Source organism: Rubinisphaera italica, assembly GCF_007859715.1.
GTDB lineage: Bacteria > Planctomycetota > Planctomycetia > Planctomycetales > Planctomycetaceae > Rubinisphaera > Rubinisphaera italica.
Map to the genome: position 1 here is coordinate 594982 of NZ_SJPG01000001.1, position 24621 is coordinate 619602.

At 49.7% G+C, this 24621-nt stretch carries 19 protein-coding genes and 1 pseudogene (1 of these 20 only partly in view); 13 read left to right on the forward strand and 7 right to left on the reverse strand.

Annotation, left to right across the window (positions count from 1 at the left end; all coding sequences use genetic code 11):
- A protein-coding gene (locus Pan54_RS02335; protein WP_146501966.1) for a DUF4347 domain-containing protein crosses the window boundary here: on the forward strand, window positions 1-6698 show its final stretch. Its footprint begins 22459 nt before the window's first position; the window shows 6698 of its 29157 coding nt (coding positions 22460-29157); its start codon lies off the left edge, out of view; the stop codon is at window positions 6696-6698.
- Between the two features lie 40 nt (window positions 6699-6738).
- Here Pan54_RS02335 and Pan54_RS02340 read toward each other — a convergent pair whose 3' ends face one another.
- Complete coding sequence (locus Pan54_RS02340) at window positions 6739-7296, reverse strand: hypothetical protein (RefSeq protein WP_146501967.1); 558 nt, start codon at window positions 7294-7296, stop codon at window positions 6739-6741.
- A gap of 304 nt (window positions 7297-7600) precedes the next feature.
- Between Pan54_RS02340 and Pan54_RS02345 the strand changes: the two genes are divergently transcribed.
- Window positions 7601-9751: a TolC family protein gene (locus Pan54_RS02345; protein WP_165441540.1), complete on the forward strand. Its 2151-nt coding sequence runs from the start codon at window positions 7601-7603 to the stop codon at window positions 9749-9751.
- Here Pan54_RS02345 and Pan54_RS02350 read toward each other — a convergent pair whose 3' ends face one another.
- Window positions 9752-10666, reverse strand: coding sequence for an efflux RND transporter periplasmic adaptor subunit (locus Pan54_RS02350; protein WP_146501969.1), 915 nt, complete (start codon window positions 10664-10666; stop codon window positions 9752-9754).
- A 216-nt stretch (window positions 10667-10882) separates the two neighbouring features.
- Between Pan54_RS02350 and Pan54_RS02355 the strand changes: the two genes are divergently transcribed.
- The 4 genes from Pan54_RS02355 to Pan54_RS02370 all read left to right on the forward strand — a co-directional run bounded on the left by Pan54_RS02355 (window position 10883) and on the right by Pan54_RS02370 (window position 17905).
- Window positions 10883-12859, forward strand: coding sequence for an efflux RND transporter periplasmic adaptor subunit (locus Pan54_RS02355; protein ID WP_146501970.1), 1977 nt, complete (start codon window positions 10883-10885; stop codon window positions 12857-12859).
- A gap of 176 nt (window positions 12860-13035) precedes the next feature.
- Complete coding sequence (locus Pan54_RS02360) at window positions 13036-15258, forward strand: biotin/lipoyl-binding protein (protein WP_146501971.1); 2223 nt, start codon at window positions 13036-13038, stop codon at window positions 15256-15258.
- A 46-nt stretch (window positions 15259-15304) separates the two neighbouring features.
- Window positions 15305-17161, forward strand: coding sequence for a preprotein translocase subunit SecA (locus Pan54_RS02365; protein ID WP_146501972.1), 1857 nt, complete (start codon window positions 15305-15307; stop codon window positions 17159-17161).
- A gap of 48 nt (window positions 17162-17209) precedes the next feature.
- Window positions 17210-17905, forward strand: coding sequence for a hypothetical protein (locus tag Pan54_RS02370; RefSeq protein ID WP_146501973.1), 696 nt, complete (start codon window positions 17210-17212; stop codon window positions 17903-17905).
- A 154-nt stretch (window positions 17906-18059) separates the two neighbouring features.
- On the opposite strand, the gene Pan54_RS02375 is transcribed toward Pan54_RS02370, so the two are convergent.
- The 5 genes and pseudogenes from Pan54_RS02375 to Pan54_RS26210 all read right to left on the reverse strand — a co-directional run.
- Window positions 18060-18266 (reverse strand): hypothetical protein, encoded by a 207-nt coding sequence (locus tag Pan54_RS02375; protein ID WP_146501974.1) that lies wholly within the window; start codon window positions 18264-18266, stop codon window positions 18060-18062.
- A 525-nt stretch (window positions 18267-18791) separates the two neighbouring features.
- On the reverse strand, window positions 18792-19193 hold the full coding sequence (locus tag Pan54_RS02380) for a transposase (RefSeq protein WP_242631196.1): 402 nt from the start codon (window positions 19191-19193) through the stop codon (window positions 18792-18794).
- A complete protein-coding gene (locus Pan54_RS02385) occupies window positions 19190-19636 on the reverse strand; it encodes a transposase (protein ID WP_146501976.1) in 447 nt (148 codons plus the stop codon). Before Pan54_RS02385 ends, Pan54_RS02380 begins: the two co-directional genes overlap by 4 nt.
- A gap of 80 nt (window positions 19637-19716) precedes the next feature.
- Window positions 19717-20118 carry a sulfatase-like hydrolase/transferase gene (locus Pan54_RS25690; RefSeq protein WP_242631197.1) on the reverse strand — a complete coding sequence of 134 codons (402 nt, stop codon included), beginning with the start codon at window positions 20116-20118 and terminating at the stop codon, window positions 19717-19719.
- A gap of 265 nt (window positions 20119-20383) precedes the next feature.
- Window positions 20384-20485: pseudogene (locus tag Pan54_RS26210) on the reverse strand (FAD-dependent oxidoreductase); the annotation flags it as partial.
- Here Pan54_RS26210 and Pan54_RS26215 point away from each other — a divergent pair.
- From Pan54_RS26215 to Pan54_RS02415, 7 genes are all read left to right on the forward strand, one after another.
- Window positions 20452-20670: a zinc ribbon domain-containing protein gene (locus Pan54_RS26215; protein ID WP_242631198.1), complete on the forward strand. Its 219-nt coding sequence runs from the start codon at window positions 20452-20454 to the stop codon at window positions 20668-20670. The pseudogene Pan54_RS26210 and the gene Pan54_RS26215 overlap by 34 nt on opposite strands.
- Window positions 20667-21116: a hypothetical protein gene (locus tag Pan54_RS26220; RefSeq protein WP_242631199.1), complete on the forward strand. Its 450-nt coding sequence runs from the start codon at window positions 20667-20669 to the stop codon at window positions 21114-21116. The genes Pan54_RS26215 and Pan54_RS26220 overlap by 4 nt, the downstream gene beginning before the upstream one ends.
- Complete coding sequence (locus Pan54_RS02400) at window positions 21113-21493, forward strand: hypothetical protein (protein WP_146501978.1); 381 nt, start codon at window positions 21113-21115, stop codon at window positions 21491-21493. Before Pan54_RS26220 ends, Pan54_RS02400 begins: the two co-directional genes overlap by 4 nt.
- A gap of 250 nt (window positions 21494-21743) precedes the next feature.
- A complete protein-coding gene (locus Pan54_RS02405) occupies window positions 21744-22232 on the forward strand; it encodes a hypothetical protein (protein WP_146501979.1) in 489 nt (162 codons plus the stop codon).
- Between the two features lie 87 nt (window positions 22233-22319).
- Window positions 22320-22481, forward strand: a complete 162-nt coding sequence (locus Pan54_RS25700) for a hypothetical protein (RefSeq protein ID WP_165441544.1) — start codon at window positions 22320-22322, stop codon at window positions 22479-22481.
- A 516-nt stretch (window positions 22482-22997) separates the two neighbouring features.
- On the forward strand, window positions 22998-23450 hold the full coding sequence (locus Pan54_RS02410; protein WP_146501980.1) for a hypothetical protein: 453 nt from the start codon (window positions 22998-23000) through the stop codon (window positions 23448-23450).
- Between the two features lie 381 nt (window positions 23451-23831).
- On the forward strand, window positions 23832-24614 hold the full coding sequence (locus Pan54_RS02415) for a hypothetical protein (protein ID WP_146501981.1): 783 nt from the start codon (window positions 23832-23834) through the stop codon (window positions 24612-24614).
- Window positions 24615-24621: the final 7 nt, after the last annotated feature.

A 24621-nucleotide genomic window follows, 5' to 3' on the forward strand; every position in this document is an offset into this window, starting at 1 on the left:
TCAACGGCGAATCTGTGCTGACTGCCGGTGCTGGGGTGTCGATTGGAACGGCTTCCGAGAATGAAGCGTTTGCAGAAGCCGATGCCTTAACGATTGGCGTGCTCGCTGGGGATAACATCAGCGGAGCCGGTGGTAGCGATGCCAAAGCGATCGTGGCCGGTTCTTCGCTCGCCGAATTCGGTGACGATGTCATGCTCACAACGGCCCAATCACTACGAGTTGAAGCGGTCGCGACCGAGCAAGCGACCTCGGATACCGATGCGGCCTCGGTCAGCTTATTGCGAGTCGATGGACAAAATGGTGATTACGATCAATCCGAAGCGATCGCCACGCCGAGCCTTTCCGCAATGATCGGCGAAAATGCGACCGTAAACGTCACCGGATTTGTGCAAGTTCTTGCGAACGGAAGTGTGGACGCTGATTCACGTGCCGAAGGGACAAGTATCGGCGGGATCGACATCGGACGCGTGGACGCTGTGACAACATTTCAGCCCGACATTGATGCGACTGTGGGAGAAAACGCCGTCATCAACGCGGGGGGATCTGTCAATATCGATGCTATCCTGAATCAGCCGATCGTACAGACCGACGGGAGCTTTGATGGACAAACCAATGTTGACGGAAACAACGATACGATCACGTTCTCAGAGCCTCACAGACTCTCAAGCGATGTGACCGTCTCTTACGACAACGGTGGCAATCCAAGTATCGATGGTCTGGAATCAGTGACCGGAACCGTCTTTGTCGATGAGGGAACGCTGTCCGGAACCAATCAATTCACACCGAAGACCGATGACCCGAACTTCACACCCACGTTCTTTGTCCAAGCGTTTGAGACAAACGGAACACCAATCGTATATCGTGATGACGACGGTAAGCCCATCATCTACACAGATGCCAATGGTGACCCCATTCTCGATGATAATGGGGATGAAATTGAGCAGAATATCGGAACAGTGCTCGATGCCGATGGCAATTGGGAATTGTCCTCCCGACAGTTTGATGAAGGCAAAACCATCCAGTTAAGATTCTTCGAGGAAGCGAGTGTCGACGATGGCAACGGCGGATTTGAAACAAAATTGATTGAGCGGTTTGTTGATGAAACAGTCGTAACGCCGGAACGAGTTGAAGTTACGATTGAATCCAACTTGCCTCGCCAATACAAAGCAATTCGGATTCAAACCGGTCAGGATGCCGGTGGGAATCCCTTGTTCGACCCGAATTCAATTCAAATCGGTGCTGCATTTACTGCTGAAGGAGTTGATACGAGCAACAATCTGATTCGCTTTGAAGAGACTCATTTGCTTGAGTCGGGCAATGAACTGATTTATTCCGCTGGTTTGGGAACGGGTATCACAGGACTGGTTGAAGGGCAGACCTATTTTGTCGAAGTGATTGACGCGACGACGATCCAATTAACAGAAACGGAAGGTGGTCCGGTTGTTGATCTGCAGTCTAAAGGGGTTGGACGACAGACTTTGTATTTCGATTTGGAACCAGCGACATCACCCGGTACTCAACAGCTCATCGGCTTAACCGGAGCTGCGGGCCTGCTGAATGCTCCGTCAGGAGATGGAGTTGCGACGGCAGTTGCGACAGGTTCAAGCGGTTCATTGTTGTTCGGTAGCAATAACACGGAAGCAACTGCAGAAGCGGATGCGGGTGTTTCGACGCATATCAACACTGGCGCGACGATCACGGCTGGCGGAAATGTCGAGATTCAATCACTAAGTACATTTGGTACATCCGCAGTAGCAAACAATAACGTTGTCGGTTCATTGGTCGGGATCGGCGGCGCGGAAGCCACAACTGATGCAAATGGCCAAACTGAAACCCGCATTGCAGAGGATGTGCTCATTGCAGCTGGTTCGGATGTGCTCGTGTTTGCTGGTATGGATCAAACCACGAAACTCTTTTCTTTGGCGGAAGCGAGTGCCACATTCTTCACTGGTACGGGAGCCGACTCTCAGAGCAATGTCGACTTCGAGACCGATGTGTTTGTTGGGCAGGGAAGTGAAATCACCGGCGAGGTCGTCGAGATCATTAGTCAATCAGATATGGGAGCCGAACTCGAATCGGAATCGGAAGCCTCTGCACTCGGTGCAACGGCTCGGACGGACTCACGATTTAGTTTGGGGACAAGCAATGATCGAGCCAATACTCGGACAGAAGTTAATGGTAAAATCGTCGCCAGCCAAGTTGTGATTGATGCTGGCGGTGGGGGACGGGATCGAGATCGTGATCTGGAACGGGACGGCGTGGGCGGAGTGATTGACGTTGATGTTATCGCCGACTCCGATGCAAAGAGCGTCGGAGGAAATACCGAATCCGATGCGGATACGCTCCTTTTTCACACGACCGACGTGCGGATTGGTGAGACGGCCGATATCACTGGTTATCAGGCCGTGATGCTCGATGCGAGCATGGATCGCGTAAAGACGAAGGCAAATGCGGATTCGAAAACACGAGGTGTAGGAAACGCCGAAGCGGACGCGAAAAACGAACAAAGAACGGACACCGAAGTTTTTGCAGATCCAGGAGCATTGATTACGACTCAGAAACTGGATGTAAACACGATTGCCAATTTCAACGATGTCGAAAGAGATACGCGTGCGGAAGCCTCGATCGCTACGATCACAATCAGTTTCTGCATTCCGTTCGTCGGTTGTATTGATGAAGAAGTCCCACTTGGACGAGCCAGTCAAGAACGCGATTTGTTCACGGACAATGATCGCTCGATCTTCTTCGACAGCGATGTCATTTTGGCATCCAGTCCGGAAGTCGTCCTCAATGCCGATGGCAGCGTGCGGTATAGCAATGGCATCACAACCACGCCCCCTGTGAATCCCGGTGATCCGATTGTAGTAACTTATGACCCAACGGCTTCTGCTGGTGAAATCAACTTCCGCACCATGCATGATTCCGACAAAGTCCATCAGGAGTCACGAATTATTGGGACGGAATCAACGATCTTCCTGAGCCGGGTTGATGGTCGTGTGCGTGTGATCAATAACTCAGACTCAGATATCGAGATTCGCGATATTGATTTGTTGGCTGGAGCGACGATCCCGACGATGGATATCTTCGTCGATCAGATCGATGAAGCGGGAAATCAAGCGTTCAATTTCGAAATCGCTGGAGCTACCACACAATCGATCGTTGAAATCCAGAATTTAAGTGGCTCGGATGTGATATTGAATGGTGAAATTAATAATCCACTGGGGTTGACAACCATCTTCAACGAGGAAGGAGACATTACGACGACAGGAGCCGGAGTGATGCGTTCCCAAGCGGTCAATCTGGAAGCCGTTGTCGGTAGTGTCGGCACGACGAACGATCGGGTTGAAATCGAGCTCGTAGAAAGTAATGGCCTGGGACATGAGTTGAACGCGATCGCAGGAACCGACCTGTTCCTGGATGTGACAGGAATTCTCCGTGACCCCAACATGAACGTATTCACTGTGAATGTGCAAAGCATCTCAGCAGGTAATAATGCAGACCTGTTGTTCCGTGAAGCCGTTCGAGAAACACCGGTTGGTTCCTTGCCAGGGGCATTATCAGTGGATGCTCCCATCGAACGAGGGCAATCTGGCTCTGAGTTCCGCAATGGACGGTTTGAATTCAATGCCTTCTTCCGACCTGATACGGGAGCCCAGGCTGGTCCAGAGTTTACGACCGATGGCAGAGACCCCCTCGCGATCGATGCCACATATTCGATCGGCTTGGTGGAAGCAGTTGGTGACATTACATTGACGGGCATCAATCCTGCTGATTCCGCGACGAACGATGTCACAATCGTCGGGAATACCGACCTGCTCGGCAATGGGAAAATTGATGCAGTCACCAACTCAGACATCATACTAACTGAAGTTAACGATGCAATGAGCGTATTTGATGTCCAATCGTTCTTTGGAAATGTGCAATTGGAAGTGCCGGACACAGTTGGCTCGACTGAGCAATTCCAGCTTCTTGATAACGGGCAGATTCTCACTCCGAACGGTGAAATTAAAATCTTGGCCGGGGATGGTGTGGAACTTGCCGTCACTTCCGAGATGACAGCGTCCGGTGCCATCATCATTCGCGGCGATCACAACGATCAGGATAATGATCTCGGAGCAACGATGAGAATCCGGGGAACGATTACAGCCAATAATGTTCTCGTGACAACTCGTGGCGATAATGACATCTTGATCCTCGAAGATTTAACAGGTGGATCCGACACGCCGTTTGTCTTCCGAACGAATGGTGGTGATGACACAGTCGATGGGAATAGAATTGTCGGTGGTGAGACATTCACTTTTAACACGGGAAGTGGCCAGGATGACCTGTCACTTGTAAGTGTCGAAATCACAAATACATCAGGGGATGGTCTGAAAATTGATACCGGCAGTGACGCCGACACGGCTTCGCTTGAAGAGATCGCAATTGCCGATACCGCTGGGGTCGGAGTATCAATCTCAACGGGCGCTGGAGACAGCTTTGTCGAAATTCTCAATTCTACGATCGAAGATACGATTGATACCGGTTTCCGAGTTGAGGGTGGAGCGGATCAGGATCAGGTCGAGATTACGAGCCTGACCCTCAGCCAGATCGGTGGACATGGAATTGAGTTTCAAAGCAAGGACGGAAACAACGAAGTCACCGTTGAGGAAGTCAGCATTTCGCGAACCGGACAATCTGGTATTGCTGTGAACGGTGGAGAAAATACTGACAACGTTTCCCTGAAAACATTGAATATTTCGCAAACCGGCAACGAAGGCATCATCGTGGAATCGGCTGGTGGTATCGATTCGGTATCGCTTCAGGAAGTTACACTTAGAAAAACCGACACCGTCGGAATCCAGATTAATTCCGGCTCAGGCGATGATGAGATCTCAGCTACTGAGGTGAGTATTGATGAAACCGGATTCGCTGGGTTCGCCGCCAATGCCGGGAGTGGATCCGATGTCGTGAACATACAAAATATTGACGTTGAGTTTACTGGCAATGAAGGGATTGTTCTTTTCGGTGGCGATGATTCAGAGACCGACATTTTCGGCCTATCCAAAATCTCAGTTCAGCATGCCGGAACTGACGGAGTAAGGCTTGACGGCGGATCTTGGACAGATACCGCAACTGTAAATGAGGCGGACGTTCAATTCTCTGGAGATGACGGATTGAATGCACTCAATCTTAATGAAATCGAAGTGCTTTCCAGTCAGTTCTCTCAAAACTCAAGCCACGGAATTCGGTTGGAACCGATTGGCACGACTGCAACTGTTGGATTTGTGACGACAAACAATAACTCAGGTTCTGGATTTGTCGTCGAGGAAGTTCCGACACTCAACTTCAACGATTTGACCCACGTCGGAAATCAGATCTCGGGAGGAGAAATTGGGCATCAACGAGGTGTCGCAGGCATGGATTTAATCGAGACCTGGAACTATCAGCTGACTTCACCCGACGCGAATGATTTCGTTCGACTCGATTCCTCAACGATTGATCATCATCGAGATTTGCTGGAACAGGATCTGATTAACTACTTCGAAGTTTACACATTGAATATGTCGTTTGATGGATTGCGAGATCAAGCGGATGTCTTCCCAACAACCCGAACGTTCTTCAATCTTGATGGTGGTAACCCAGATCCGGGAGCACTGGCCGATCCGGATATGTTGCGGATTGACGTTGCCACGAGCACCCCTTTGTTGATTTCGCATAATGCCAGTGGGGACGGAGAAATGCTGTTCCTGAGTTCTCATCGAACTATTACTTATCAAAGCTGGGGATTCTTGCCACTCACGTACTATCATCCGACGCTCGACACGGATCCCATACCTCCTACTCTGACAGATGATCCTTTCTCACTGGATATCCAAAATACCAATCCACCAAATGATAACCCGCTCACATTCCTTGAGTTTGAATGGGGACGTCTCACTGAAGGTGATGAGTTACTACCGACGTCACAACCAGCCTTGGAGGAAATGCCGTATTATCTCAAGGAATTTACTCCACCTTACGAGCCTCCGCTGAATGATGGTTTGGCACGCAAACTGACAGTCGTCGTGGCTGATGAAACCGATGAGTTGGCCCGTAGTTTCCAATTGGATCGCGATTCAGAACGCTGGTCGATCGACGAAGAAAAATTCCTTGAGTTCCTGGAGGGATTCGAAAAGGGTGAATATGAACTGTCATTGAAATGGGATGGTCATGAGGAAGAGATGTCAATCACGCTTGACCCAGATGCGGAAGAGTTTCTAGATCAAATGCGGGACATTCTTCGTCAGGCCGAAGAGGTTCTTCAGGAAATGTATGAAGAGGCACAATCAAACCCAGAAGTTGAGCGATCTATTGAAGATGAATCGACCAGTCAATTTAACTTGTTGCCAGAACTTCAAAACTCAGAGTCGGTCGCCTTCACCGCGAGACTCGACTCAGCTCTTGGATTTGATGTCGCGGAGACATTGAAGCAAGTCATCGGCATCGATTCTTTCAAGGCGATTGATAAACCTCTGGCGACAGAAACTTCGACTACCATCGAAGATGTCTCAACGAGATCGGTCAATGAGAATCGAGAGAAATCAACATCTAGCGCCACTCTACTCTCAGCCGACTCGGAATTCTTACGAAGTGGCAGTGGGCTTGCGGCTTTGGGACAACTCGCCTGGCATCGCAAAAATAAGAAAACAGAGCAGACCTTGCGACGGTACAGCTGATTGATGGTTCGATAAACTTTTCAGGACAGAACAATGGGCATCAATGAAACAATGCGGCTCCGCCAATCATCGCGGCAGTTTGATACGTCGCCCCTTTCCAGCTCCACGGTAATCGCTTGCGGACTGGACCAACCGGACTTCCGGGGCGTGCATATCCTAACGTCGTTTTCATCTCTTGAGGATGATCGATTCCCATCTGATAAGGAAGGGTGAACGCATCGACACAAAACCGCATTCCCGATACAAGTGGCTGCAAAGCCGGTCCATTAGCCCAGCCGTAGCGTTCTAGACTCACGTCTTCAAAGTAGAGTGGACGATGGCGTAATCGCGAGGCTTTCCATTCATAGCAGGTGCAAAAAATCTCACGAGGGCATTCGATTCGCTGCTCGATATAAACTTCGTAACGATCCTCAGGAACAGCCAGATTTCTACTCGATGTATCCAGCGATATTCCCGACAATGGCTTGGTTAAATCTAACTTGAGATCTAGCCGATTTATTGGCTCATCGGATCGTGCAATATTGCTAACAAGAGCGATTGCCCCGAAAATAATGTATCGATAAGTAGTGGATACGTTTGAACGGTTCGCTGTAGCCATGATATCCCTCAATCCCATAAAATGAAACTCATTATTTTTGGATCGACTTAGAGCAATTCAGGCCTCAAATAAATTCTGTATTTGATTGTTGTTAGCATAGTTCGGTTTAGGCAAAATAAACCGATTAAATCCATTACGACAGTCGTGCAAATTGTATTCACGATTTTTCCGCATCTGCTGAAAATGTGAGTTAGATGGAATATCGTTAGCGAAGGTATGGTTCTGAATTTCGATAAACAGATTACAGCAGTTTACGGAACTGTTGTCGGTACGCATGAAAGCGGTCTGTTTACTCGAGGGAACGATGTCACAACAAATCAGCAGAACAAATCTCTGGCTATTAAAGTTTCCTCACCCTTCGACGCAGATCGGAGTCATTCTTCTGGGACTCGCTCTTGTTGGTTGTCAGACTACAAAGCCATCTGGGCCAAAACCGAAATCGGTTACCAAACAGTCCGAACCTCGCAATGTCGTTGCAACTGCTGGTCAGATCACTCCCGTTTCAGCAACGGTCGAAATCCCTGCAGAATCCGAGTTGAGCAATCTTCACTCAGCCGCACTTGCCAGTGCGGCTCCTCGAAGTCTTGAAGATATGGCCCCTTTAGACTACTGGGATCTTACACTCGCCGAAGCAATCTCGCTGGCATTGGAGAACGGGAAGATTGTCAAAGATCTTGGAGGACGAATTCTCTCCGCTCCGGAAACTGTGCAGACGGTCTACGATCCGGCGATTCGTGAATCGGAACCATTATATGGCGTCGAAGGTGCATTGAGTGAATTCGATGCTCAACTGGCAAGCAGTTTCCTATACTCAAAAAATGATCGGACCGTCAACAATATCACTCTGGGAGGCGGGACTCGAAACATCGAGCAGAATCTTGCGAATGCAACCGTTGAACTCAACAAAACCACCGCTACCGGTTCGACGTTCGCAATGCGTAATATCACATTGTATAACGCCAGCAATCAGCCCACGAATCTGTTTCCTTCTGCCTACGACACCCTGTTCGAGTTCGAAGCGAGACAGCCTCTTATGCAGGGAGCGGGAGTTGATTTTAACCGCATCGCGGGACCGAACGCTCAACCAGGATTCAATTTTTCAAATGGTGTTCTGGTCGCGCGAACAAACACTGACATTAGTATCGCCGAGCTTGAAACCGGGCTACGCGATTTTACGAGTCAGGTCGAAGACGCCTATTGGGAATTGTACTTTGCCTACCGCAATCTTGATGGCTGGAAGCAGGCACGAGATGCGGCCCGGAAAACCTGGGAAGACATCAAAGCTCAGCAAGGCTTGCCCGGCGGAACGGCTGAACGTGAAGCACGAGCTCGTGTGCAGTATTTCATCTATGAAGATCTCGTCCAGGAAGCACTGAATGGAAATCCGCGCGAAGGTCGTTCTGTGGGAGTGTATCGTGGCGAACGACGACTCAGGATGCTGTTAGGGCTGCCGAACAATGATGGCTGCATGTTGAGGCCCGTTGATGAGCCAATTCAAGCGAAGATCTGTTTTGATTGGGATTATTCACTGAGTGAGGCCCTGTCTCGTCGTTCAGAAATCCGCAAACAGAAATGGGTCGTCAAACGGGATGAACTCCAATTGCAGGCGGCAAAAAACTTTTTGAAGCCCAGATTTGATATGGTTGCACTCGGACGGATGCGAGGATTTGGTAATGATCTGATTGGTGCCAGGAATTCAGCGATGCGAGATGCCCGGAGTGGTGATCATCCCGAGTGGCAGGTGGGTGTCGAGTTGACCGTGCCAATCGGATTTCGACAGGCACAGGCTGGTGTGCGACACGCAGAGCTAAAATTGATGCGTGACCGGGCGATCCTGCGAGAACAGGAACTTGTGATTGCGCATCAGGTTGGCGATGCAATTTCGGAAGTGAATCGAGCCTATGCCTCGATCAGCACAAGTTACAACCGGTTGATTGCTGCCCAGGAGCGACTGACAGCCGCCCAGGAAGTCTATCAGGTAGATAAGGTGTCGATTGACCTAGTGCTGGATGCTCAACAGGAACTGGCTCAATCCTTAACGGATTACCACAATTCGACGAAAGAATATGAGCTCGCCAAGAAAGAGGTTTACTTTCAATCGGGAACTTTGCTCAGCATGCATGGAGTTCATTTCAGCGAAGGTTCCTGGGCAGCAGCCGATTACTACGATGCTGCTGAAACCAGTCGTACTAGAGTTCCAGCCTCGCCGCGCCTGAAGCAGAACGAACCTGGATTCATCAGTGCAGGCGAGCAGCCGCAACTCCCACCATTGGCCAGTGAGTCGATGATAACAGAGCAAGAAAATTTGATTGAAGAGTTGCCTTTGCCCATAGCCGTTGAGGAGATTTCTTCAACACCCGACTGGGCAAACGAGTCGCTGATACTCCCTCTTCCCGAACCAATCGGTTTGCAAGAAGAGGCTGAAAGTCCCTTGCCGGCTCCTGCGATCGAGTAACTATTTTTCATGATATCGAGGACGAATCGTCAGTTTCCCATGGACTCCGGGTCTGAGTAATCGGTCCGGGTTTTCTACCTCCGCCCACACACGAATCGTCCCATTTATCGGTTGAACTTCAGGGCTGACATAGGTAACCAGACCTTGAAACTTTTCGATCCGATCTCCAGGCGGCAGAGCAACCTCAAATTCGACTTCACGACCTTGAAGTTCTGGGCCATATTTTTGGCCATCGAGTGTAACTTCTATTCTCAGTCGATCCATTCGAATGATCTTGACGATTGGATCCCCTGGATTGAGCCATTCGCCAGGTTGAGCTAACACTTCCGCGACCTGTCCATCAATCGGAGCGAGAATCTGACGTCGAGCCACTCGGACCACAGCCGCTTCGTATTCTCTTTTATCTAGCTGTTGATTCAGTTTCGCGATACGCATATCTCGCTCTGCCTGCTCAATCGAGAGCGAAGATTTTTCAACAACCAGACGCAGACGATCGAGCTCGGTTTGAGAGATACTGTCCGGCACACGGCGAACGGCATCCCTTGAAAGACGCAGCTCCGATTCTGCCACTTCTAGAGACTTCTCTGCAAAGCGTCTGTCGACATCATTACTACTTTTCTCTTGAGCGATTTCTTTTTCGATACCAGCTAAATAGGCGTCGATTTTCACCAGCTCGTCATTAAGTCGCCCGATAGGGGCTCCTTTTTGCAGCAACTGTCCTTCCGTGGCGAGCACCTCGGTCAGTTGACCGGACTCCGTCGCCGGAACGTACACTTCAGCGATGAGCCGAACGAGGGCATCATTAATCAATATGGGCTTTGTAGTTGAAACAATTTCATCAGACTGGACGTCCATTGAATAAACCGTCACAATACAAAGAGCAAAGGCAAAATAAATCATAGGTTTGTAGTGCATGGAGACTTACCTAATAAACATGTAAGAATGAGTAGGGACATTTGCAGAACTTAAACTGAGTTTTGATTACTGCGTAAAGTCAATATAAAACTCTTGTCTCTGCTGCCATGCTGTCGATTATCTCATTGTGAAGTAGAATTGCAATTCCCTAGACTGAATTTCCGTAGCTCTTACTGAGTATGGATGCTTTCTTAGTCTTGTTACGAATATAGGGCGATGACTGAACCTGTTATAAATCCCCCAGACAACCCTACCGAGCAAATCGCATTACTGATTGATGAAATCGCCAGACTTGCGGAAACGGATCTTGGCGAGAAGGAATTCTACCAGGAGCTTCTCGGTCGTCTGACGGAAATCATTCCACAGCAGCGGTCAATTGCCTGGCGTCTGCTGCCCTCGGGATGGGAGGTTGTCGCGCAAGCGGGATCTCGTATTGACGAAGACTCATCAAGTGTTGAATTGGCTCAGCTAGATGAAATGCGAGTCAAAGGCGACACACGGTTTCTTCTACCCGATCCCAATCAAAATGACTTGATTGCACCAGTATTACTTTCGAGTGTTACCAGCGGCGATGAATGCTATGCAGTACTTGAGATTCAATTTCGCGAGACGGAGCCAAAGTTCGATCATGCGACCATTCAACAATTATGTCGCGTCATTTCGGATTTGGCAGCCGCGTATCATCGTCAGCAAATGCTGAGAACTCTCAAACGTGAACAAGCCTGGTGGCAGGCGTTGGATCAGTTTAGTCAGTCGATTCACGCGAGTCTGAATCGTACTGAAGTGTGCTACACAATCGCTAATGAGGGACGTCGAGCTGTTGGTTGCGATCGACTCACAGTGTTCACTCGACACCGGGGAACGTATCGAGCCGCGGCAATCAGTGGATTGGATTCGATCAACCGACGGGCCAATAGTGTCCGTCGACTGGAAGATCTGATTAAAATCGTGCTTCCGCTCGGCGAGCCTGTTGAGTATCCCAATGAATCGAGTTCTTTTCCAAGCCACGTGGAGGCAGCTTTTGTCGCCAGTATTGATGAATCAGATGCCCGTCAAATTCGAGTTGCACCGCTCGTCGATCGTGGTGACAGCGATCGCAAGGAGAAAGATTGGCGTCCTCCCATAATCATTGGTGGGATCGTGGCGGAACAGTTCGCCGGAAAACTAGTCGATCATGAACGCCTGACTGCGATTGCCCAGCATGCCACGACTGCACTACGCAATGTCAATCAGCATCATGGCGTCTTTTTGTTGCCACTCTGGTCGGCACTGGGGCAACTCAGCTGGATTGTCAGGGCGAGAACGCTGCCAAAAACCTTACTCGTTGTGATGCTACTCGTGAGTGCAATCGCCGCCTTGATCGGCGTTCCCGCTGAATTTGAACTTCAGGCAGAAGGAACACTGCAACCGGTTGAACAGCGGTTTGTCTTCGCCCCAGAAAACGGCGTAGTCGATCAACTTTTCGTCTCACATCAGAGTGAAGTAGTAGAGGATGAGGAACTACTGCAACTTCGCAGTGCGCAAATGAATCTTCAGCTTGAAGAAGTTGAAGGCGAGCTGGAAACGACAATAAAAAAAATAGCGGTCATCGCAGCCGCGACCGCTGATGTTTCGAGCGGTGAGCTGACGCGTGCGCGTTACAATCAAATGATTGCCGAACGTGAAGAACTTGTGACTTGGCGAGACAGTCTCATCAAGCAGCGGGAAATGCTACAGAAACGATTCCAAGCGCTGACTTTGCGAAGCGAAATAAACGGCCAGGTGATCACAGCGAATCTTGCTGAGTTACTGGCGGGGCGACCTGTTTCACGTGGGCAAATCTTAATGACCGTCGCGAGACTCGATGGCGAATGGGAATTGGATTTACTTTTGCCGGACAAGCGGATTGGTCATCTCGATCATGCACGTCGTACAGGTTCAGAAGACCTGAATGTTGAATTCATACTCGCCACCGAACCCGAAACGACACGGTCGGGAACGATTCGTGAATACGGTGATGTGACTATGCTTAATGAATCGCAAACCGATTACGGCTTGCCGATTAAAGTAGCATTCGAGGAAAAAACGATCGCACAACTTCGTCCCGGGGCTCGAGTCATCGCAAAAATTCAGTGTGGCCAACGACCACTTGGCTACGTCTGGTTTCACGATGTCTACGAGTTCTTGCAGACGCAGTGGTTTCGATACTTTTAGAAACTATCTCAGTCCGAATTCTGGCTAAGAGTGTTCGGTGAAGACTTGAATATCAATTGACGAATCCGAGCCTTACCTCGATGAAATCAACACAACCATCAAATCGAATAATGTCGGACAATTAGGCAGTCGTGTTTGCATACTGATTGGAACCTGGGCTTAGACTTCAAATGGCGATGGAAGCAGTCATAACGACAATTGAGCACCGCCCGTTGGGTTTACGGATGCGACCTGATTTGCGGTCTGAACGTCAGGCTCAGCAGGGGCAGGTTTGGTGGGTCGTCAAAGATCCGCTTTCACTGAAGTATTTTCGTTTACGTGAAGAGCAATACGCCGCACTCAATCTGCTCGATGGAGAAACATCTCTGGAGAAGATTCGTGAGATACTTTCGCTACAATTTCCCGCGATCGCGATTTCACATCATCAACTCCAGTCTCTCTGTCTCATGTTTCATCGTTCTGGCCTGGTATTGGCCGATGGTTTCGGTCAGGCACATCCACTCTTGAAACGTAAGCGAACTCAGCAGCGCCGAATTCTGGCATCCAAATTCATGAGTCTGCTGTGGATCAAGCTTCCAGGGTTTGACCCTGATCATTATTTATCCCGCCTGGCTCCGAAACTGAGCTGGCTGTTTCATCCCGTGTCCGTCGTTCTCAGTCTCGTCTGGATTTTAGCGGCTTTATTTCTTGTCCTCAATCACTTCGCAGTTTTTCAGGCAAAACTACCGAGTTATGAAGAGTTCTTTTCTGCTGGGAATTTGCTGTGGCTGATGGCCGGTCTCGCGATCACCAAAGTGTTTCATGAACTCGGACACGCAATCGCGTGCAAGCACTTCGGTGGTGAATGTCACAACATTGGAATTATGCTGCTGGTCTTCACTCCCTGTTTATACTGTGATACTTCAGATTCCTGGATGCTGGCGAATAAATGGAAGCGAGCTGCCATTGGTGCGGCAGGCATGTATGTTGAATTGATCATCGCCGCCGGATGCGTGTTTGTATGGTGGAACACCCAGCCCGGTCTGATTCACTATTTATGCCTGAGCATGGTCACCGTCAGTTCGATTTCCACGCTCATTTTCAATTCTAACCCATTACTACGATACGATGGCTACTACATTTTATCGGATCTGATGGAGGTTCCTAATCTCAGTTCTCGTGCCCAATCTGTTCTGGTTGGCGTTCTTGAACACATCTTTCTCAACCTGCCGAGCAAACTGAAACAGGTGATTCCGCGTCAGCATCGCACATTGTTTGTGACGTATGCGATCGCCGCACCGATTTACCGCTGGTTTGTTGTAATTGTAATCCTGTGGTTTCTCGCAGAATTATTTGAGCCTTGGGGATTAAAGTCGATTGGATATGTGCTGATTTCCATGTCGGTTGCGGGAATGATATTGACGCCCGCCTGGAAGGTGTTTCAGTATTTTCGTACTCCTGGAAAGTTCGCCAACATGAGAAAGTTCCGTGTGACCATCGCTTCGTTTTCGGCGTTGTTGGTCTTATCGCTGATTGCACTCATTCCGGTCCCTCAGCGGATTTTCACCAGTGTCGTCCTGCAACCACGAGATGCCGAACGTGTTTACGTTTCAGTCCCGGGTTCGATCTTCGAACTTGCTGTTGAACCGGGGGACCGTGTTGCAAGAGGCACCGTATTAGCGGAATTAAAGAACCCGGAAATTGAAAACGAGTTGGTGCGGTTGCGGGGACAATTGGAGCGAGTCCGCCAACAGCTGAAAAATTTGCAGCGGCAACAGTCTGATGACGCCTCGGCAGTCCAGAGTTTGCCACAAGTTCAGGAGACATTGACGTCGCTAACTGACCGAGTGGCCCAGTTAGAGTCGGAACAATCTCGACTTAAATTGACGGCCAGCCGATCGGGGATCATCATCGCCGGGCCTGCAATACCATCGATGGAGTACCGTTCAAATGATCTTCCCGTATTTTCAGGGACTCCATTCCAGCCTAAAAACAAGGGCGCCTGGTTAGAAACGGGCACGCTGTTTTGCCTTATTGGAGAAGCCAGTCAGTATTCCGCAATTCTACTAATAGATCAAACCGAAATTGATCGAGTCCGTCGCGATCAACGAGTCGATATTCGCGTGGCGGAATATCCTGCTCGATCGTGGCGTGGACGCATTAGGGATCTGAGCACAAACCGTATCGAATTTGCTCCACGCGAGACCTCAATTAAAACAGGCGGTACGTTGCAGACGGAAACTAACGCCGACGGCCTGGAACGACCTCTTAACTCCACGTACGAAGCTCGAGTGCCGCTCGAAATTAGCGATGAGTCAATACTTCCCGGATTTCGGGGAACGGCAAAAATTCATATCGGCAGCCAACCATTAGGAAAAGCCTGGTGGCGAACTCTTGTTACGCTGTTCCGATTTGGTTGAATTTATAGTAATCCATGATTAGTTCCTGGAAGGTGTTTTTTCTCTCATGAGGCACGGACGACTCAGAAAACAAGCCTCGATGATCCTTGCATTGGCGGGTCGTTATGCCAGGTCCAGTGAGGCGGAATTACTGGAACGTGCCCGTCAACTGCAGTGGGCCGCGAAGTCAGGAAAGGCACTCAAACGGCTACTTCCAGAAGCCTACGCAATCGGAATTGTCGCCTCGGAACGTCATCTTGGACTACGACACTATCCCGTCCAAATACTGGCAGCAATCGAATTGTTCGCAGGCCGGGTTGTGGAGATGCAAACTGGAGAAGGAAAAACACTGACAGCAGTGCTGCCAGTTTTTCTGCGCTCTCTTCCTGGCAAAGGTGTGCACGTTATTACCGCTAATGAATATCTCGCACAACGTGATGCCAAACAGATGAGACCTGTCTTTGCAGCACTGGGAATGTCCTGCGGTTGCCTCCACTCAAAGTTGCCTCACGGAGAAAGGCAGCAGCAATATCGCTGTGATATTACCTACGGAACAGCCAGCGAGTTCGGATTTGATTTTCTACGAGATCGGTTGCAAGGCCGCACATCTGAGTTGGTTGCAAACGATAATCAACAATTTTTGCAGCGAACTCATGAATTCGCGCTCATCGATGAAGCAGACAGCATACTAATCGATGAAGCACGCACACCGCTGATCATTGGTGTTGACCAGGGAAGTCTTGCCGAGCGTAATCATCTTTTTGGATGGGCACGAAATCAAGTTTCGAAACTCACTGCTGAAACGGACTATCTCATAGACGCCAAGACCCGTTCCGTCAGTCTGACCAGACAAGGCGGTCGAGCGGTAATTGCCTCCATCAAGCCAATTAAAATCGCTTCCTTTTCGACGGAAAAACTGTTTGATGCCGTCGAAAAAGCAATCACTGCTGAATTGATTTTTCAACTTGGCCGGGACTACGTGATCGACGACGGAGAGATTGTAATCATCGACGAAGGAACCGGGCGTAAGTTAGAGGGAAGGAAGTGGCAAGCCGGTCTGCACCAGGCGATTGAAGCGAAAGAGAATCTGGAAGTTACCTCAGAAACAGGCTCCGCTGCTCGAATTACGATTCAGTCGTACTTTCGACGCTACAATCATCTCGCGGGCATGACCGGAACGGCGACACCAGTTCGGCTGGATCTTCGCCGTGTTTATAAACTGCACGTCTCCGAAATACCAACTCATCGTGTGTGCCGACGTATCGGATCTCGGCCGCGTATTTTTCCAACTCAACAGCTAAAAAATGCGGCCATACTTCAGTCGATCCGCGAGTACTTGAAACTGGGACGAGCAATCCTCGTGGGCACTCCATCAGTCTACGCCTCCGCTACGCTGGCTGAAGAATTGACAAAAGCTGGCATCCCTCATCGTGTTCTCAATGCGATTTTGCACGATCAGGAAGCAGAAATTGTGCAGCAGGCTGGCCAGCGCGATCGCGTAACTATCGCAACCAACATGGCTGGCCGAGGTTCGGATATCCCACTCGATACATACGTTAAAGAGCACGGAGGATTGCATGTGATTGCCACCGAAATGCACCTCTCTCGACGAATTGATCGACAGCTGATTGGGCGCTGTGCTCGCCAGGGGGATCCAGGAAGTTACCAGTTCTTCCTCAGCCTGGAAGATGAACTCTTCCGCATCTTACCATTTGATCAATACCAGCGCATGCTGGCACAGATTAGTGGAAAGAGCTCTTCGGAGTTGCCCCTCAAGTGGCTTCGCGTCTTTCAACGACTTCAGCGTCGACAGGAGCGACTCGACTCACGGGCTATTCGACGATTGCTACGCGTGGAAAAGGATCGAACAAAGCACATGGAGAACGCCAGCCTTGATCCATTCCTTCACGCCACCGATCGATAATCACAACAAGTGTTTTGACCCTCAATGAATATCAGATGAGTTTATTCAATGGATGCTAATAAAGATTGCGTTATTCTCGTTCCGGTAGGCCATCGAATCGAGCCAGATTGTGAAGTCGCACTGCGTGAATTGGAAGAGTTTGGATATCCAGTGAGACGAACCTATGGTTATGCAGCCATCGATCAGGCCCGAAACCAAATGGCCAGCGACGCACTTCGAGATGGATTTCAGGAACTCATGTGGATTGATGCCGACGTCGGTTTTGAGCCAACGGATGTAGCTCGTCTTCGGAACCACGAGCTACCATTCTGTTGTGGACTCTATCCCAAAAAGGGTCGACGGGCCTTTGCCTGCAACGTAATGCCAGGAACAGAATCGATTCAGTTCGGAGCCAACGGCGGACTGTGCGAGTTGAGACATGTTGGATTTGGCTTCGTACATACGCGTCGCGAAGTTTATAACCAGATCCTGAAAACGTTTGCACTGCCAGTTTGCAATACGATTTACAACGAATCTGTCCAGCCATTTTTCCTACCGATGATCATACCCGAAGGGTCTCATCACACCTATCTGGCTGAAGATTACGCCTTCTGCGAGCGTACACGACAGGCAAACATTTCAATCATCGCCGACACGACAGTCAGACTCCGACATATCGGCTCCTATCCCTACAGCTGGGAAGAGGCAGGCCGAGACCCAGAACGCTTCGCGGACTATACTTTTCGAATTAATGAACCTCGATAGAAAATGTGGTTATCGAAATCAGTAGAAGTGAGGTAATTGAAAACTCCAGGAACGCTTCCCAAAACGTCCTTCATCAGTTCTTAGTCGTTGTTACGAAGGTGCGTTTTGGGGTTTGTAAACACTAATTCAGCCGCTGCTTAAAACACTCGTCGAATCACTTGGCTGCGACAGCAAAATCCTTAAACGCAATTGCGGCACAATCATCATCAAAAGTCTCTGTCAGGTTTCTACGCGTGCGTCGCCGCGGCTTGATACCAGTGTTTTCCAGGTTCGAGTAAACATCGTCCGACCGCTGAAACTCATCGGTCGTCTCATACAGGTCTGCCAATGCACCCATCAGGCAAGTGTTGACCACTGCCATTCCACTTGGATCGTACTAAATTGATGCGATATGTTTGGATAGTACCACGTTGATTGCGAAGGCATGACCAATATCAGGAATCTTGTCCGAGTTTAGTAGTCGGTCTGCGATTTCGTCAGGATCGATAGCCATCTCTTCCTGTCGAGACGCGTATTCTTTTTCGTCAAGAGTGATATCTATTCGCCCGAGAATTTCAGAGTCAATCGCACCTGAACTATTTCGAAAGTTCCTACTCCTGGTCAGCCATAATGGCCAAGTCAAGCTATCGACCAGAAGAACTAGAATCGGTTTGGGAATGATCGCGTGCCGGAGGAGGTAATACCTTCGCGATTATATTTCCCGAAAGCCTAATCTTAAGCTGCTCTTCGGGAGTAGTTCTTGAGCAATCCGCCCAGCCGTGTTATGCAAACGGCAGATGATTTACCGAGGAATGGGGTCGTTCATAGTTGTATCACGATTGAAACTCTCGTCCGATGACATTGAGTTGTCGGGGACTGATCACGATAAAATGATCTAGAAGCTATCTCAAAACCGTTTTAATAGTGTAAGCGCACAACCGAGTGCGACGAAGCCTTCGTACAAAATGTCATGGCGTTCCCAGCGTGTGACAATTCGTCTGTAGTTGTGCAGCCAGGCGATCGTGCGTTCGACGATCCACCGCCGTTTGTACCGACGCAGTCTGCGACCATCCTGCTTAATAGCTCGAGTCCTGCCTCGACGATGTGGGCAAATGTAATCAATTACGGCTTCCTGAAATTTGTCTCGAATGCGATCAACATCTCCGGCTTTGTCGTAAATGATCCGTTCGGGCTTGTGGTTTTTACAGGTCATTTTTACAAACAGCGGCTCAATCAAGATCGATTCGTTTCGCGATGCCGATTCGGTGTCGATCGCCAGCGGAGTACCGTGGCGATCCACCAGAATCATAATCTTTGTGCCTTTCCCACGACGGGTGGGACCAATCTTTTTACCCCTTTTTTTGCCGAGGCAAACGTGCCATCGCCGAAGGTTTCACTCAAATCAATTTGGCCATTTTCTTCCATGGTGACCAATAACCGTTCCCAAACCTTCATCAACGTTCCATCTCCGGACCACGCGGCGTGCCTGCGGTGGCAAGTCGCTTTCGATGGGTAGGCCTTTGGTAAATCTTTCCAACGGGCTCCGGTGACGAGAATCCACAACACACCCTCCAAACAGTCGCGAGGGTGGACCTTGGGACGGCCGCCCTGTTTGGCAGGGGGGATCCAAGGAAACAAATCCGCAATCAAATTCCATTGCCTGTCGGTTAACACAACCGTTCGATCCGTCTTGGACACTGAGCTTGTGGACGACCGATGTCGTTTCGGCCACCAAACCAGTGTCATGAGCATGAGAATGCCTCCTTTCGGGAGAGATTCTCATGCAACTTTCAGGCCAATCGACTGTACGATTTGACGTTTTGAGATACCTTCTAGAACGCCGATTTAAAGCTTTGTTTGCCATTGAGAAATACTAGCGAGTCTCTGCCCGAATCGAAAGGTGTATCCCAATCCCGGGCGAAAGATCCGTCCTGTTTGGAAATAGCCGGAAACGCATCGCTGCCGATGATCGAAGTCGGATGCGAGAGTGCCCATAAGAGATCTTTCCTGGTGGCATTTTCAAAAGTGACGTTGGTGGTTGCCAGCTTGTCGAGATGTGGCGTCCGGACACCGCGACCTCCACAGGCGTTGAATGCTTCTATTCCCAGATCGTCGGCGAAGATCAATACGATGTTGGGTTTGTCGCGTGGCAGATGCCCGGTAGGAGTTCGTTCTACTTTCTTCCCTGGCGTCAGGGCTCTTTTTTCTCTGAGTGAGTTTTCCCCAATTATCATGCTCCGTTTTGAATTCCTGGAAGACGCCGTACTCATCAGCGGAGATCTGACCGTCGGAATCAGTGTCGATATGAGGGAATAGCCACTCCCATCCCTTCTTTTGCCTATTCCATTCGTCCTGAGACTTCCATTGTGCCGACTTGCCTTGCTTTTGCTGACCTTGGATCGGCTCCTGAACCCGTTCAAGTTTCTGATCCAGCGAGTCAAGCTTCTTTCGGAGCTTGTCATAAGGAACGTCCTGCACAGGAATATTCGCATCGACAGCCATGGCAGCTGCCACGCCTGCGGATTCCCCAGGGATCATCCAAACGGGCTCCATGCGAATAGACGTGAATGCGATGTGACTGGCCGAAACGCAAACGGGCACCAGCAAGTTATTGCACTCTCCCCGCCACCTACACCCAGAAGGGCAAGAAACGCTATCGCTACTATGTCTGCCACACCGCCCAGAAACGCAGCTGGCAGAACTGTTCTTCGAAATCGATCCCCGCAGCTGAGATAGAAACCTATGTGGTCGACCAGATCCGGGAGATTGGCCAGTCCCCAAGTTGATAAAACAAACGATCAAAGCGGTTCGCAAGAAGCAGCATGAGATTGCCCAGAAATTCGCTGCCAAACAATCCCAACTCAAACAGTCGCTCACAACCGCCAACCGGGAACTGACTCGCCAGCTGCAACGTCCCCAAGGCCCCGACATTGATCGACTGGCCGAACTGCAGGACCAGATCCAGAAAGCCGAGGTTGCCTTAAGAAGGACCACCAACGAACAGACCAACCATCAGCGACTGGAAATCCCGGATGAACAGATCATTGAATCCCTGAGCCAGTTTGACCGTCTCTGGTCGAGTATTAGCCTCAAGGAACAATCCCGCTGCCTGAACCTGTTGATTGAACGGGTCGGCTACAACGGCGAGGATGGAACGGTAGCGATCACACTGCGACCAACGGGACTGGAAGAATTTCTGCAACAGACAACAACTGAGGAGATCAGCGTATGAGCCAATTGACAATCACTGGAAATGTCCACTTTCAGAAGGGAAAGAAGGGACGCAAACGTCTGGCTGAAGGGAATGACCGAGAGAAACCGAAAGGTCGCCTGCCACGCGTCACCAAGCTGATGGCGTTGGCGATACGCTTCGATCAACTGATCCGAGAGGGACACGTCAACGACTATGCAGAGCTTGCACGACTCGGCCAAGTGACCCGAGCCCGTATGACGCAGATTATGAACTTGCTGAACCTGGCTCCAGACATTCAAGAAGCAATCTTGTTCTTGCCACGGGTGGAGCAGGGAGGTGATCCTGTGACGGAGAGGGAGTTGAGGGATGTTGTTGGGGTGGAAAGTTGGGTAGAGCAGCAGCGGATCTGGGATTAATCCACACATGAAGTTTCGTGGCGAACTTAAATTAATGGGATCATTCTTGAAGAGTCTGACTCAGACATGTACGCTAATTGGTATTGTGAAGATTGCGATATAGCATCATTAGATCGTCAGTGTTCCGTGACTAAGAGCCTATGCATTCTTCCACAGTTAGGTTTTCTTCCATACTCGACCAAATAAATGCGGTAAAGTTTTACCGCACTTCGGCGGTCGAATACCTGTTCGCCAGCCGAGACACCTGCACATGAATCACATAGCGTTTTGCCTCCGCCGTGTGAACGCCGCGTCCGAATCGCCAGAGGTGCAGGACTACTTCGCCCTCGATATTTACGTTGATGACCGAAACTTGCTTGAGCATGTCCGCGAATGTGAAGAACCATTCGCTTCCGCGGAAGGCCACCCCGACCTCGCCGGAAAATATGAAGCCTTGCCCGCTGACTCGATTCTTCCCGATCTTTCTGGCGACCAAGAAGAAAAGATGTCATTCTACGATTGCGAATGTGGTTGCTTCGGATGCTGGCCGCTGCGTGCCCGAATCTCAAAGTTTCAGAACGTCATCACGTGGTCGGAATTCGAACAATCGCACCGCGGCCCAGAAAGTAAAGCATCGTGGTGGCGATACGACAAGCTTGGACCGTTTGAATTTAACGTTGATCAGTATGTTGCTGCGCTCGCCGAGGCGAACACGAAACTCCAAACGGGCGGCGAATCGGGTAAGGACCACCATCGCTGATGGCCCTCCCCACAACAGCTGATCCGAGATGGCCACGTTAACGACTACACCGAACTCGCACGACTGGGCCAAGTGAGCCGAGCACGCATGACACAGACCATGAACTTGCTGAATCTGGCTCCTGAGATTCAGGAAGCGATTTTGTTCTTGCCACGTGTCGAGCAGGGAGGTGATCAGGTGACGGAGAGAGAGTTGCGGGAGGTTGTTGGGGTGGAGGATTGGGAGGGGCAAATGCGGATCTGGCGTTAATCACGCAAATGAAGTTATCGTGGCGAACTCAAATTAAGGGAATCGTTCTTGAAGACCTCAATCATCAGTGTATGCTCATGAATGCTTTGGAGATTGCGTCATTGTACAGACTCGTTATATCCTTGGCAGTTAAACCATGAGGACAAATAACTATCGCATGCTGTGGTAGGCCCTTTGGTTCGTATTCGCGAATGAAACTCAACTTATATAACTCCAGTAACTCTTGCTTTTATCCGACTGAAATCCACACCCCTGAGAACCGCCTGGCAACCCGATGAAGTGCTTCATATGTGACGACGATGCTCGAGCTGTGTGCAAATTCTGTGGGCGTGCAACCTGCAAGGCCCACCGCAAGTCTCACGTTCTATTTCTTGGATACGGCAAAAAGACACGCGGTGCAATTTTTGATGGCGGATCGAATACAGGCATCGTCGTCAATGACGCTTCATGGTGTGGTGAATGCACGCCTGAGGCTCAGAAAACATTTTAATCCCATTATTCGAATGAGGGAACGCAATGACCTCTCCAAAATGCTTCCTGCTTACTGCGCTTTCGATTGCAATCCTTTACGAGATCGCCACTTTCCCTGCTTGGTCCGCACCGCCTAAGCAAGCGAGCTCCGAGTCCACTCAGAGAATTATTCCAGGGGTTCCAGTTCAGGCTTCGCATGCGCACAACATTCTTGTTCGCATCGTTGCCGTAACGCCGATACAGAAAACGGACGATACACTACTACTTAAGCTCGAAGTCGAACGGTACTATGGCAAGATCACAACCGACTCTTTGAATCTAGCGAAAAAGCACGAAACAATGCGATTTTCGATCCTGTTTCCTGCGTCACCTGATGCCGACATTCGTCCAGGCGATTTGATAAACTACTGGCTTGTCGGTTACAGCCCGATGCGCGGTGGAAATGTCGCGGATAACAGCGGCATCGTACATGAACGCTCACCCACTAAGGGCGAATGATCACGGTATATAGCGGGGATAGCTCGCCACGGGTGGAGCAGGGAGGTGATTCTGTGACGGAGAGGGAGTTAAGGAAGGTTGTTGGGGTGGAGGATTGGGAAGAGGCAGGAGCGACTTTGGCGATAATCTCACGCATGAAGTTATCGCGGCGAACTTAAATTCATGTCATCGTTCTTGAACAGCCTGATTCATGCATGTACGCTTATTGGTATTGTGAAGATCGTTGTAGAATCTTATTGGATCATCAGTGTTCTGTGACAAAGTGCCTTGGCATTCTTCCATAGTTGAATTAATTGCCCCATACTCGACTGCAAAAATGCGATAAAACTTTACCGTAATTTGGCGGTCGAATACATATTATATCCATAAGTCCGTCACGTCATGCTAAACTTGCGAACCATCTTTCAAGATGCAATCGACGTCCTCTCTGGCTATGAATCACAGCTCAAAATACCGGCGATTCCTGCAACTGTTTTTCTCATGCAGCAAGACGTAGTCAATCACTATCGATATGCGGTCACGCACTACCTTCCACTGACCCTCGACGAACACTTCCTTCAAAACTCGTCAATTGGAACGCCGTACGAGAAATGGGCAAAGTTCACAAATGAAGACTTCCAGAAACTTTCCTTCACTATCACAAACTTAATCCGCTACACAACCAGACTGATCCACGAAACCGAGTCTGTCGCAATGAAAGCACAACGTAGATACCGAGAAGCCAGTGCCCGTAGTAATGCCTATATTGCACCTCTGGTGGAAATTGACCACCGCGGCCGTCAAGTCGGAATCCATGTTGATACAAATCAGACACTTACGGTCACGCCTTTCTCGACTGAAACAGACTACCCCGGTCGTGTCGGCATGCAGTCTGGAACCGATGGTGATACTGAATGGTGGCACGTCACAACTGACTCAGATGGCAACGAGTCGAAGAGCATTATCACGAAGGTCGAGTACCAAGAAATAACCCAAACTTTGCGTGGACGACTGATTGAGTTGCAAGATCGTTCTGTACTTGAACAATTGAAGGACGATGGCCTGAAAGAATGTGACGAATTGAACGCATTAACTACGCAGTTCGCCACATTGTGCAATTCCTACTGCGACAACCACCAGGTCGCAATGGCATTTGATAATCTTCACGAAAACTGGTGGATATAACAGAATC

What these genes read in the sequence shown, in the direction of transcription:
- Pan54_RS02340 (WP_146501967.1), bottom strand. Translation starts at nt 7,296, where the DNA reads ATGGCTACAGCGAACCGTTCAAACGTATCCACTACTTATCGATACATT.
- Pan54_RS02345 (WP_165441540.1), top strand. Translation starts at nt 7,601, where the DNA reads ATGTCACAACAAATCAGCAGAACAAATCTCTGGCTATTAAAGTTTCCT.
- Pan54_RS02350 (WP_146501969.1), bottom strand. Translation starts at nt 10,666, where the DNA reads ATGCACTACAAACCTATGATTTATTTTGCCTTTGCTCTTTGTATTGTG.
- Pan54_RS02355 (WP_146501970.1), top strand. Translation starts at nt 10,883, where the DNA reads ATGACTGAACCTGTTATAAATCCCCCAGACAACCCTACCGAGCAAATC.
- Pan54_RS02360 (WP_146501971.1), top strand. Translation starts at nt 13,036, where the DNA reads ATGGAAGCAGTCATAACGACAATTGAGCACCGCCCGTTGGGTTTACGG.
- Pan54_RS02365 (WP_146501972.1), top strand. Translation starts at nt 15,305, where the DNA reads ATGAGGCACGGACGACTCAGAAAACAAGCCTCGATGATCCTTGCATTG.
- Pan54_RS02370 (WP_146501973.1), top strand. Translation starts at nt 17,210, where the DNA reads ATGGATGCTAATAAAGATTGCGTTATTCTCGTTCCGGTAGGCCATCGA.
- Pan54_RS02375 (WP_146501974.1), bottom strand. Translation starts at nt 18,266, where the DNA reads ATGGCAGTGGTCAACACTTGCCTGATGGGTGCATTGGCAGACCTGTAT.
- Pan54_RS02380 (WP_242631196.1), bottom strand. Translation starts at nt 19,193, where the DNA reads ATGATTCTGGTGGATCGCCACGGTACTCCGCTGGCGATCGACACCGAA.
- Pan54_RS02385 (WP_146501976.1), bottom strand. Translation starts at nt 19,636, where the DNA reads ATGCTCATGACACTGGTTTGGTGGCCGAAACGACATCGGTCGTCCACA.
- Pan54_RS25690 (WP_242631197.1), bottom strand. Translation starts at nt 20,118, where the DNA reads ATGATAATTGGGGAAAACTCACTCAGAGAAAAAAGAGCCCTGACGCCA.
- Pan54_RS26215 (WP_242631198.1), top strand. Translation starts at nt 20,452, where the DNA reads ATGCGATGTGACTGGCCGAAACGCAAACGGGCACCAGCAAGTTATTGC.
- Pan54_RS02400 (WP_146501978.1), top strand. Translation starts at nt 21,113, where the DNA reads ATGAGCCAATTGACAATCACTGGAAATGTCCACTTTCAGAAGGGAAAG.
- Pan54_RS02405 (WP_146501979.1), top strand. Translation starts at nt 21,744, where the DNA reads ATGAATCACATAGCGTTTTGCCTCCGCCGTGTGAACGCCGCGTCCGAA.
- Pan54_RS25700 (WP_165441544.1), top strand. Translation starts at nt 22,320, where the DNA reads ATGACACAGACCATGAACTTGCTGAATCTGGCTCCTGAGATTCAGGAA.
- Pan54_RS02410 (WP_146501980.1), top strand. Translation starts at nt 22,998, where the DNA reads ATGACCTCTCCAAAATGCTTCCTGCTTACTGCGCTTTCGATTGCAATC.
- Pan54_RS02415 (WP_146501981.1), top strand. Translation starts at nt 23,832, where the DNA reads ATGCTAAACTTGCGAACCATCTTTCAAGATGCAATCGACGTCCTCTCT.